General features: G+C 71.3%; 10 protein-coding genes and 1 pseudogene. 8 read left to right on the top strand and 3 right to left on the bottom strand.

The window, feature by feature from the left end:
* Positions 1-733: pseudogene (locus Ato02nite_RS47170) on the top strand (hypothetical protein); the annotation flags it as partial.
* Between the two features lie 34 nt (positions 734-767).
* Positions 768-2,381, top strand: a complete 1,614-nt coding sequence (locus Ato02nite_RS47175) for an acetolactate synthase (protein WP_213013276.1) — start codon at positions 768-770, stop codon at positions 2,379-2,381.
* Between the two features lie 3 nt (positions 2,382-2,384).
* Here the strand turns inward: Ato02nite_RS47175 and Ato02nite_RS47180 are convergent, their stop codons facing one another.
* Genes Ato02nite_RS47180 through Ato02nite_RS47190 form a run of 3 tightly spaced genes read right to left on the bottom strand, consistent with a single transcriptional unit; the run spans position 2,385 to position 3,537 of the window.
* A complete protein-coding gene (locus Ato02nite_RS47180; RefSeq protein ID WP_213013277.1) occupies positions 2,385-2,729 on the bottom strand; it encodes a PLDc N-terminal domain-containing protein in 345 nt (114 codons plus the stop codon).
* 58 nt (positions 2,730-2,787) lie between these two features.
* Positions 2,788-3,090, bottom strand: a complete 303-nt coding sequence (locus Ato02nite_RS47185; protein ID WP_213013278.1) for a DUF202 domain-containing protein — start codon at positions 3,088-3,090, stop codon at positions 2,788-2,790.
* 60 nt (positions 3,091-3,150) lie between these two features.
* A complete protein-coding gene (locus tag Ato02nite_RS47190; RefSeq protein ID WP_213013279.1) occupies positions 3,151-3,537 on the bottom strand; it encodes a YidH family protein in 387 nt (128 codons plus the stop codon).
* A 352-nt stretch (positions 3,538-3,889) separates the two neighbouring features.
* Between Ato02nite_RS47190 and Ato02nite_RS47195 the strand changes: the two genes are divergently transcribed.
* The 6 genes from Ato02nite_RS47195 to ligA form a co-directional block, all read left to right on the top strand.
* Positions 3,890-4,669: an electron transfer flavoprotein subunit beta/FixA family protein gene (locus Ato02nite_RS47195; protein ID WP_213013280.1), complete on the top strand. Its 780-nt coding sequence runs from the start codon at positions 3,890-3,892 to the stop codon at positions 4,667-4,669.
* A 13-nt stretch (positions 4,670-4,682) separates the two neighbouring features.
* Positions 4,683-5,633: an electron transfer flavoprotein subunit alpha/FixB family protein gene (locus Ato02nite_RS47200; protein ID WP_213013281.1), complete on the top strand. Its 951-nt coding sequence runs from the start codon at positions 4,683-4,685 to the stop codon at positions 5,631-5,633.
* Between the two features lie 84 nt (positions 5,634-5,717).
* The gene (locus Ato02nite_RS47205; protein ID WP_213013282.1) at positions 5,718-6,893 is read left to right on the top strand and encodes a cysteine desulfurase family protein; all 1,176 of its coding nucleotides are present in this window, start codon (positions 5,718-5,720) and stop codon (positions 6,891-6,893) included.
* 13 nt (positions 6,894-6,906) lie between these two features.
* Positions 6,907-8,019 (top strand): tRNA 2-thiouridine(34) synthase MnmA, encoded by a 1,113-nt coding sequence (mnmA, locus tag Ato02nite_RS47210; protein ID WP_213013283.1) that lies wholly within the window; start codon positions 6,907-6,909, stop codon positions 8,017-8,019.
* On the top strand, positions 8,012-8,998 hold the full coding sequence (locus Ato02nite_RS47215) for a uroporphyrinogen decarboxylase/cobalamine-independent methonine synthase family protein (protein WP_213013284.1): 987 nt from the start codon (positions 8,012-8,014) through the stop codon (positions 8,996-8,998). The genes mnmA and Ato02nite_RS47215 overlap by 8 nt, the downstream gene beginning before the upstream one ends.
* Positions 8,999-9,064: 66 nt before the next feature.
* Positions 9,065-10,875 (top strand): NAD-dependent DNA ligase LigA (gene ligA, locus Ato02nite_RS47220; protein WP_246608175.1); only part of this gene is annotated, 1,811 nt, incomplete at its 3' end.

Below are 10,875 nucleotides of genomic sequence, written 5' to 3' on the forward strand. Positions count from 1 at the left end.
CGACGGTGCGGGCGGCCGCGCCGAGAGCAGTGCCGGCTGGGCCGAGAACTCCGCCGGCCGATCCGAGAGCGGTGCCGGCTGGGCCGACAACAGCCCTGGGCGGGCCGAGAGCGGTGCCGGCTGGGCCGACAGCAGCTCCGGCCGATCCGAGAGCGGAGTGGGCTGGGCCGATAGTGAGCTCGGCCGGGACGAGAGCGAAACCGTGCCGGTGCCGCGCAACATCGTCGCGCAGCACATTCCCGGCACGACGGGGCTGCAGCCCGCCGTCGATCCGTGGCCCGATGCCGACCACGGGCACTGGGTCCCCGACCCGCAGGCCACGGTCGCGACCCCAAGATTCGAGGGGCTTCCGCCCGTACACCCGCCGTCGCCGGACCGGACGCCGAGCGGAAGCCGGCCGATGTCGCCGGCCATGCCACCCGCCCGGCCCGTTTCGTCGCCGCCGAAGGCGGTGCCGCGCACCCGGTCCCAGCCGGTGACCCCGATGCCGCCGCCGGCCCGGGTGGCCAAGACCAAGCCGGCCCGGGTCGCCAAGCCGCCGAAGCAGCGACGGCCACGCCGGCGCGGCGGATTCCTGCGCTTCCTGAAGCTGATGTTCAGCTTCGTCTTCATGATCGCGGTGCCGGTGATCGCGGCGGTGCTGGCCTACGGATACGGAAACGGGGAGTCGATCGAGGAGAGCGCGCGCAACCTGGTGCGCGACATCCTCGACATCACCGGTATGCGAGAGTGATTCGCGTCGGTCTGGCTCGGCGACGGAGGCGGGTATGGCAGAGGTGATCGAGGGGCACGGCGGCGATCTGGCGCTGGCCGCCCTGCGGGCGTTCGGGGTGACCGAGATGTTCACCCTCTCCGGCGGGCACGTGTTCCCGCTCTACGACGCCGCGCACAAGTCCGGATTCCCGATCTACGACGTCCGGCACGAACAGTCCGCGGTCTTCGCGGCCGAGGCGATCGCCAAGCTGCAGCGCCGGCCCGGCCTCGCGGTGCTCACCGCCGGCCCCGGCGTGACCAACGGCATCTCCGGCCTGACCAGCGCGTTCTTCAACGCCTCGCCGGTGCTCGTGCTCGGCGGGCGGGCACCGCAGTTCCGCTGGGGCGCCGGCAGCCTGCAGGAGTTCGACCACGTGCCGTTGGTCGCCCCGGTCACCAAGTACGCCACCACGGTCACCGACACCGACAGCATCCCCGGCGAGATCACCGCGGCCCTGACCGCGGCCCTGACCGCCCACCGCGGCCCCGCGTTCCTCGACCTGCCGCTCGAGGTGGTCTTCTCCAGCGGCGAGGCGGCCGCGCCCGGCGAACCGGCCGTGCCGATCCTCGAACCGGACCCGGATCTCGTCGCGAAAGCGGCCGGACTGCTGGCCGGCGCCGAACGGCCGATCATCATCGCCGGCTCCGACGTGTGGGGCGGCAACGCGATCGACGAGCTGCGGGCCGCCGCCGAGGCGCTGGACGTGCCGGTCTTCACCAACGGGATGGGCCGCGGCGCGCTGCCCCCGTCGCACCGGCTGGCCTTCGCCAAGGCCCGCCGCCCCGCGCTGAACGAGGCCGACGTGGTCTGCGTGATCGGCACACCGCTGGACTTCCGGCTCGGCTTCGGCGAGTTTGGCGAGGCCCAGGTCGTGCACATTGTGGACGCGCCGACCCAGCGCGCCTCGCACGTCACCCCGGCCGTCTCGCCCGCCGGTGACCTGCGCCTGATCCTCATCGCCCTGGCGGGCCACTCGGGGCGGCACACCGACTGGATCGAAGGGCTGCGCTCGGCCGAGGACGCCGGCCAACTCCGGGACGCCGAGGCGATGGGGGCCGAGACCGACCCGATCAAGCCGGCCCGCATCTACGGCGAGCTCCGCAAGGTGCTGGCCGCCGACGCGGTGACCATCGGTGACGGTGGCGACTTCGTCTCCTACGCCGGGCGTTACCTCGAGCCGTCCCAGCCCGGCACCTGGCTCGACCCGGGCCCGTACGGCTGCCTCGGCACCGGCATGGGCTACGCGATGGGCGCCCGGGTCACCTACCCCGACCGGCAGATCTGCGTGCTGCTCGGGGACGGCGCGGCCGGCTTCTCCCTGATGGACGCCGAGTCGCTGGTCCGGCAGAAACTGCCGGTGGTGATGGTGGTCGGCAACAACGGCATCTGGGGTCTCGAGAAGCACCCGATGAACGCCATGTACGGCTACGACGTGGCCGCCGACCTGCAGCCCGGCCTGCGTTACGACGACGTGGTGCGCGCGCTCGGCGGGGCCGGCGAGACGGTCGAGAAGTCGGCCGACCTGGGACCGGCCCTGGCCCGCGCCTTCGACGCCGGAGTTCCGTACCTGGTCAACGTGCTGACCGACCCGGCCGATGCCTACCCCCGCAGCTCGAACCTCGCCTGAGCCCTACTCCTCCTCCTGCTTCTTCCGGAATTCCCTCTCCCATTGGGAGAGGGTTTCTCGGTCCAGGCGGGACTGCTCGGTGTTCATCCGGCGCAGGAAGTCGGGGTCGTCGTCCGGTGAGGATGGGCGCGCGCCGCTGCGGCGGGGCGGTGCGCCCTCGGTCGGCACGGCGAGCGGGCGGCCCCACAGGAAGTAGGCGAGCGCGCCCAGCAGCGGGACCAGGATGATCAGGAGCACCCAGAGGGCGCGCGGCGCATTGCGAACGCGATCGGCGGACAGCGCGCTGATCAGCGCCAGCACAAAAAGGACCAGCTGCACTGCAGCCAGGAAGATGAACACCCGCACCATGAAGCAATGATGACTCGCCCGTGGCCATCCGGCGACGCTTGAGCATGACAAGGCGGCGTCAGAGCAGGACGACCAGCCCGCCGAGGGCCGCCAGGGCCGCCGTGATCAGGGCATAGGCGGGCACGGCCCGGCGGGCGGGCACCGGCGGCACGCGGCGCAGGGCCCAGGACCGGCGGTAGGCGAGTGCGATCATGATCACCCAGGTGGCCATCGCCAGGGCCGCGACCAGCCAGGCCAGCACGCCGGCCTCGGGTCGGAAGGCGGGGCGGGCGGCGAGCAGGGCGGCCGCGGTGGCGGAGAGGCCGGTGCGCCGCCAGGCCAGCCGGGTGCGCTCGGCCGAGGCGCCCGGATCGGGGCTCACCGGGCGGCCTTGATGACCGCAGCGGGGCTCACCGGACTGCCTTGATCGCCACGGCGGGGCTCACCGGACTGCCTTGATCGCCACGGCCACGATCAGGAGCAGCGCTCCGGCCGCCACCACGAGGGCCAGGATCGCCGGGAACTTCGACCCCGGCAGCTCGGTGCCGAGCCGCATGGCCCGCTCGGTGCGCGCCCAGTGGTCGACCGCGCGCAGCGCCACCACCCCACCGAGCAGCAGCATCGCGATCGCGATCACCTCGCGCAGGTGCTCGACCGGCAGCGGCGGCAGGAACTGGGCGCAGGCCAGGCCGCCGGCGATCAGTGCCAGGCCGGTGCGGACCCAGGCCAGGAAAGTGCGCTCGTTGGCGAGCGAGAATCGGTAGTCCGGGGTCCGGCCGACGGTCGGTTGTTTCTCGGGATCGAACCACTGCCGCAGGTCACCGAACACCGCTCGATTATCGACCTGATTGGTCAAGAAGGTGCATCCACAGGCTGCGGACTTCGTCACTGACACACGACTCTCGTGACCGTCCGCAACGGCACCATGGCGAGTCCGGGCCGGCCCGGCCATGGGACTCGGTCGCGGCCGCGTGTGAACGTGGTACAGAGTGGGGGACAGGCGGGCGAAACCCGTCTCGCAATGGAGCGATTTGGCCGGACATATCGTGACACCTCCTCAGCCCATCATGGTGAGGTGTGTCACTCTGGGTGGCTGTCACTCGTAAGCTACTGACGGGTAACCTTCCAGCAGGCGTCCGACCGCAACGGTGCGTTCATAACAGGAGGGTCGTAGGAGCGCGATGAACATCGTCGTTTTGGTGAAGCAGGTACCCGACTCCGGTGCCGAGCGCACCCTTAGCGCTAGCGACAACACCGTCGAGCGGGCCTCGGCGAGCAACGTCATCAACGAGATGGACGAGTACGCCATCGAAGAGGCGTTGAAGATCAAAGAGGCGCACGGCGGCGAGGTCACTGTGTTGACCATGGGTCCCGCCGGTGCCACCGAGTCCATCCGCAAGGCGCTCTCGATGGGCCCCGACAAGGCGGTACACGTTACCGACGACGCACTGCACGGTTCGTGCGCCGTCGCCACCTCCAAGGTCCTCGCGGCGGCCCTCGGCACGCTGAACGCCGACCTGATCATCGCCGGTGCGGAGTCCACCGACGGCCGTGTGCAGGTGCTCCCGCACATGCTCGCCGAGCGGCTCGGCATCGCGGCGCTCACCGGCGCCCGCAAGCTCACCGTGGACGGCTCGCAGCTGACCGTCGAGCGTCAGACCGACGAGGGCTACGAGGTGGTCACCGCCGCCACGCCGGCCGTGGTCAGCGTCTGGGACACCATCAACGAGCCGCGGTACCCGTCCTTCAAGGGCATCATGGCCGCGAAGAAGAAGCCGGTGCAGACCCTCACCCTGGCCGAGCTGGGCGTCGACGCGGGCGAGGTGGGCACGGCCGGTGCCACCAGCGCCGTGATCGAGTTCTCGAAGCGCCCGGCCCGCTCGGGCGGCACCAAGGTCACCGATGAGGGCGACGGCGGCACGCAGCTCGTGTCGTACCTCACCGCCGAGAAGTTCGTCTGAGAAGGAGGCTGTCGTGGCAGAAGTTCTGGTCGTTGTAGAGGCCTCCGCATCCGCCGGGGTCAAGAAGGTCACGCTCGAAATGCTGACCTTCGCCCGCACGCTGGGCACCCCCAGCGCCGTGGTGCTGGGCGAGGCCGGCGACATCACCGCCAAGCTTGCCGAGTTCGGAGCCGAGAAGATCTACGTCGCCGCCGGTGAGGACATCGACGGTTACCTGGTCTCGCCCAAGGCGACGGTGCTCGCCGCGCTGGTGCAGCAGGTTCAGCCGGCCGCGGTGCTGCTCGGCTCGACCCAGGAGGGCAAGGAGATCGCCGGCCGTCTGGCGGTCAAGCTGGACAACGGTCTGCTGACCGACGCGGTCGCGATCGACGCCGACGGCACCGCCACCCAGGCGATCTTCGCCGGTTCGGCCCTGGTCAAGTCCAAGGTCACGCGCGGTCTGCCGATCGTGACGATCCGCCCCAACTCCACCACCCCGTCGCCCGCCCCGGCGGCCGGCACGGTCGAGCAGCTCACTGTGAGCGTGTCGGACGCCGACAAGCTCACCAAGGTGGTCGAGCGGGTGGCCGAGAAGAAGGGCTCCCGCCCCGAGCTGACCGAGGCGTCGATCGTCGTCTCCGGTGGCCGCGGCGTGGCCAGCGCCGACAACTTCAAGCTGGTCGAGGAGCTGGCCGACCTGCTCGGCGGCGCGGTCGGCGCGTCCCGGGCGGCGGTCGACTCCGGCTTCTACCCGCACCAGTTCCAGGTGGGGCAGACCGGTAAGACGGTGTCCCCGCAGCTCTACCTGGCCCTGGGCATCTCCGGCGCGATCCAGCACCGGGCCGGCATGCAGACCAGCAAGACGATCGTCGCGGTCAACAAGGACCCCGAGGCCCCGATCTTCGAACTGGCCGACTACGGCGTCGTGGGCGACCTGTTCAAGGTCGTACCCCAGGCGGCCGACGAAATCCGCAAGCGCAAGTAGTCCGGCGGCGGGGAGGGTGCGCTTGCGCACCCTCCCCGCTCTGCTCCGGGTACTGCCGCTTCCAAGGCATAAGCTTGGCGACTGATGGCCTATCTGGATCACGCGGCAACCACCCCGATGCTCGAGGAAGCGATTGAGGCGTACGCCTCCGCTGCCCGCTCGGTCGGTAACCCGTCTTCGCTGCACGCCGCCGGCCGCTGCGCCCGCCGGTTGGTCGAGGAGTCCCGCGAGCGGATCGCCGCGGCCCTCTCCGCCCGCCCCTCCGAGGTGATCTTTACCAGCGGCGGTACGGAAAGCGACAACCTCGCGACCAAGGGCATCTTCTGGTCCCGGCGGGCCGCCTCGCTCAACCGCACCCGGGTGGTCGCCTCGGCGGTCGAGCACCACGCCGTCCTGGACGCCGTCGACTGGCTGAACACCCACGAGGGCGCCGCGATCAACCTCCTGCCGGTCGACGACCAGGGCCGGGTCGGCGTCGACGATCTCGAGGAACTGATCACCCACTACCAGGACGAGATCGCCGTGATCAGCGTCCAGTGGGCGAACAACGAGATCGGCACCATCCAGCCGATCCGTGACCTGGCCCACCTGGCCGCCGAGCACGGCATCCCGTTCCACACCGACGCCGTCCAGGCGGTTGGCCAGATCCCGGTCGACTTCGCGGCCAGCGGCGCCGCCGCGCTGACCGTGACCGGCCACAAGCTGGGCGGCCCGGTCGGCGTCGGGGCCCTCCTGCTGGGCCGCGACGTCGCCTGCACCCCGCTGCTGCACGGCGGCGGCCAGGAGCGGGACGTCCGGTCCGGCACGCTCGACACGGCCGGGGTGGCCGCCTTCGCGGTCGCCGTCGAATACGCGGTCAAATCCCAGCAGGAATACGCGGCCCGCGTCGCCGACCTCCGCGACGAGCTCGTGACCAGGGTGAAGACGGCGATCCCGGACGCGATCCTGAACGGCGCCCAGGCCGACCGCCTCCCCGGCAACGCCCACTTCAGCTTCCCCGGCTGCGAGGGCGACGCCCTCCTGCTGCTCCTCGACGCCCAGGGCATCGCCTGCTCGACCGGCTCGGCCTGCTCGGCCGGCGTGGCACAGCCGAGCCACGTGCTGATCGCGATGGGCGCCGACGACGACCGGGCTCGATCGTCGCTGCGCTTCACGCTGGGTCACACCAGCACCGTCGACGACGTGGACGCGCTTCTGGCCGCCCTCCCGGGCGCGGTCGAGCGGGCCCGCCGCGCCACCGCCTGGAAGACCCCGCGCTAGTAGTCTTGCGGGCATGCGAGTTCTTGCGGCAATGTCCGGCGGTGTCGATTCCGCCGTCGCCGCCGCGCGCGCCCACGACGCCGGCCACGACGTCACCGGGGTGCATCTTGCGCTGGCGCGAAACCCCCAGACCTATCGGACGGGCGCGCGGGGCTGCTGCACGCTGGAAGACTCCCGGGACGCCCGCCGGGCCGCCGATGTGATCGGCATCCCGTTCTACGTGTGGGACATGGCCGACCAGTTCCACGAGAACGTGGTGGACGACTTCGTGGCGGAGTATGCGGCGGGCCGCACCCCCAACCCCTGCCTCCGCTGCAACGAGAAGATCAAGTTCGCCGCGGTGCTCGACCGGGCGGTGGCCCTCGGCTTCGACGCCGTCGTCACCGGTCATCACGCCCGCCTGGGCGCCGACGGCCTGCTGCGGCGCAGCGTCGACCTGCCGAAGGACCAGTCCTACGTGCTGGCCGTGCTGACCCGGGCCCAGCTCGACCGGGCGGTCTTCCCGCTCGGCGACTCGACCAAGGCCCAGGTCCGGGCCGAGGCGGCCGAGCGCGGCCTGGCGGTGGCCGACAAGCCCGATTCGCACGACATCTGCTTCATCGCCGATGGCGATACGAAGGGCTTTTTGGAACGCCGGTTGGGCTCGGCGCCGGGTGACATCGTCGATTCGCGTACGGGTGAGAAGCTCGGCACCCACAACGGTGCGTACTCGTACACGATCGGCCAGCGCAAGGGCCTCGACCTGCGGGTTCCCGCCCCCGACGGCCGCCCTCGTTACGTGCTCTCGATCACGCCGAAGACCAACACGGTGACGGTCGGCTCGCGCGAGGAGCTGTCGGTCGACACGGTCACCGCGAGCCGGGTCATCTGGCACGACTCGGCCACGCCGGTCGAGTGCGAGGTGCAGCTGCGGGCGCACGGCGAGGTCGTACCGGCCTCGGTGGTCGTCGACGGCGAGGGGCTGACCGCCCGCCTGCACGAGCCGGCCCGGGGTGTGGCCGCCGGCCAGGCGATCGTCGCCTACCGGCGTGACCCCGACGGCGACATCGTCCTCGGCTCCGCCACCATCACGGCCGGCATCGCCTCGGCCGAGCTGCAGACGGCGGGCGGTGCGGCGCATGCCTGACTTCCCGTGGGCGCGCGGAGCCGCCACCGGGATCGGGTCACTGCCCGGCACCGACATCGTCGAGGCGCAGCACATCGTCTTCGGTGAGCTGCCCGACCTGCCGCACCTGCCCGAGCTGCCGGCCCGCGGGCCCGGGGCCGACATGATCGGCCGCACCGCCGGGTTCCTGGTCGATCTTCCGGTGCAGGTCTACGCCGGCCGCTGGCAGATGGCGCCGCGGCCCGGCAAAGACCTGCGGCACACCGCCGACCTGCTGGAACGCGATCTCGACCAGGCGACCGAGCAGGGCGATGGCTTCGCCGGCACGTTCAAGCTCCAGGCGGCCGGCCCGTGGACCCTGGCCGCGAGTCTCGACCAGCAGATCGGCGGCCGGATGCTGCGCGACCTCGGCGCGGTGCGGGACCTGACCGACTCGCTGGCCGAGGGTCTGCGCCGGCACGTCGACGAGGTGCGCAAGCGGCTGCCCCGGGCGACCGTGCTGCTGCAGATCGACGAGCCGTCCCTGCCGACGGTGCTGGCCGGTCACGTGCCGACCGAGAGCGGCCTGGGCTCCTACCGAGCGGTCACCGCTCCGGACGCGGCCACCGGGCTGCGGACGATCGTCGAGCAGGTGGGCGTACCCGTCGTGGTGCATTGCTGTGCTCCGGACGTACCCATGCAGGTCTTGCGGGATTCGCGGGCCGCGGCCTTCGCGCTCGACCTTTCGTTGCTGAAAGATCTTGATCCGTTGGGCGAGGCCATCGAGGCCGGCATCGGCCTCTTCGCCGGCGTCGTGCCGACCAGCGGGCCGGCGCCCGACGGCAAACAGGCGGCCGAGCGGGTGAGCAAGCTGTGGTCCCGGCTGGGTTTCCCGGCCGCGAAACTGCCGGAACAGGTGGTGATCACTCCGGCCTGCGGTCTGGCGGCGGCCTCTCCGGCGTACGCGCGGGCCGCGCTGACCGCCTGCCGGGAAGCCGGACGGCGGCTCGCCGAGGCCTGAGGAGCCCCGAAAATGTCGTAGGTGACGACTACCGTTCCTCCTAGCTCACGCGAGACGGAGGTTGCGGTGGCCGAGAAGCAGGACGACGTCGAGGTGGTTCCGCCTACCCCGGAACAGGTGGCCGCGGCCGGCCAAGACCCGACGCCCGAGGCCAGCGGCCGCCACGCGGAGCTGGCCGAGGAGCTGCGCGGCCACCAGTATCGCTATTACGTCCTCGATTCGCCGACCATCTCCGACGCCGACTTCGACCGGCTGCTGCGCGAGCTGTCGGCGCTGGAGGAGGAGTTCCCGGCGCTGCGCACCCCCGACTCCCCGACGCAGAATGTCGGCGGCACGTTCTCCACGCTGTTCACCCCGGTGGAGCACGCCGAGCGCATGCTCTCGCTCGACAACGTCTTCGACGACGACGAGCTGGCCGCCTGGTCCGAGCGCACGCTGCGCGACGCGGGCGGCCCGACCCAGTTCATCTGCGAGCTCAAGGTCGACGGCCTGGCCATCAACCTGACCTACGAAAAGGGCAAGCTGGTCCGCGGCGCGACCCGGGGCGACGGCCGCACCGGTGAGGACGTCACGTCCAACGTGCGCACGATCCGCGAGATCCCCGAGCGCCTGGCCGGCGACAACCCGCCCGACCTGCTCGAGGTGCGCGGCGAGATCTACTTCCCGGTGTCCGCGTTCGCCGACCTCAACGCGTCGCTGGTCGAACAGGGCAAGGCGCCGTTCGCCAACCCGCGCAACGCGGCGGCCGGCAGCCTCCGCCAGAAAGACCCACGCATCACGGCATCGCGCGGCCTGCGCATGGTCGTGCACGGCATCGGCGCCCGGGTCGGCTTCACCCCGACGTCGCAGTCGCACGCCTACGAAGCCCTGAAGGCGTGGGGCCTGCCCACCAGCGACCGCTGGAAACTGGTCGACGACCTGTCCGGCGTGCGCGACTACATCGCCTACTACGGCGAGCACCGGCACGACGTCGAGCACGAGATCGACGGCGTCGTGGTCAAGGTCGACTCGGTCTCCATCCAGGGCCGCCTCGGCTCCACCTCACGGGCGCCGCGCTGGGCGATCGCCTACAAATACCCGCCCGAGGAGGTCACCACCAAGCTGCTCGACATCGCGGTCAACGTGGGGCGCACCGGCCGGGTCACCCCGTTCGCGATCCTCGAGCCGGTCAAGGTGGCCGGCTCCACGGTCGCCCAGGCCACCCTGCACAACGCCCGGGAGGTCGAGCGCAAGGGCGTGCTGATCGGCGACACGATCGTGCTGCGCAAGGCCGGCGACGTGATCCCCGAGGTGCTCGGCCCCGTGATCGACCTGCGCCCCGCCGACGCCCGCGCCTTCGTGATGCCGACGCACTGCCCCTCCTGCGGCACGAAACTGGCGCCGGCCAAGGAAAGCGACATCGACATCCGCTGCCCCAACACCAGGTCCTGCCCGTCCCAGCTGCGCGAGCGGGTGTTCCATCTGGCCGGCCGGGGCGCGTTCGACATCGAGGTGCTGGGCTACAAGGCCGGCCAGGCCCTGCTCGACTCCGGCGTGATCACCGACGAGGGCGACCTGTTCGCGCTCACCGAGGAGCAGCTGCGCCAGTCACCGTTCTTCGTCAACCAGGACGGCACGCTGGGCACCAACGCGGTGCGCCTCCTGGAAAACCTGGAAAAGGCCAAGCAACAGCCACTGTGGCGCGTGCTGGTGGCGCTTTCCATCCGGCACGTGGGCCCGACCGCGGCCCAGGCTTTGGCCCGCGAGTTCGGCTCAATGGACGCAATCGAGCAAATCGTAAAGACCGTCCCCCCGACCGAAGACCCATCCGCCGACTCGCCGGCGGCCGACTCGCCCGCCGCCGGCCTATCCGCGGAGTCGCCTGCCGCTGGCCTGCC

Source organism: Paractinoplanes toevensis, assembly GCF_018332695.1.
Taxonomy (GTDB): Bacteria; Actinomycetota; Actinomycetes; order Mycobacteriales; family Micromonosporaceae; genus Actinoplanes; species Actinoplanes toevensis.

Excerpts from the sequence above, each read along its gene's own strand:
- Ato02nite_RS47175 (WP_213013276.1), top strand. The coding sequence starts at position 768 with ATGGCAGAGGTGATCGAGGGGCACGGCGGCGATCTGGCGCTGGCCGCC.
- Ato02nite_RS47180 (WP_213013277.1), bottom strand. The coding sequence starts at position 2,729 with ATGGTGCGGGTGTTCATCTTCCTGGCTGCAGTGCAGCTGGTCCTTTTT.
- Ato02nite_RS47195 (WP_213013280.1), top strand. The coding sequence starts at position 3,890 with ATGAACATCGTCGTTTTGGTGAAGCAGGTACCCGACTCCGGTGCCGAG.
- Ato02nite_RS47205 (WP_213013282.1), top strand. The coding sequence starts at position 5,718 with ATGGCCTATCTGGATCACGCGGCAACCACCCCGATGCTCGAGGAAGCG.
- mnmA (WP_213013283.1), top strand. The coding sequence starts at position 6,907 with ATGCGAGTTCTTGCGGCAATGTCCGGCGGTGTCGATTCCGCCGTCGCC.
- Ato02nite_RS47215 (WP_213013284.1), top strand. The coding sequence starts at position 8,012 with ATGCCTGACTTCCCGTGGGCGCGCGGAGCCGCCACCGGGATCGGGTCA.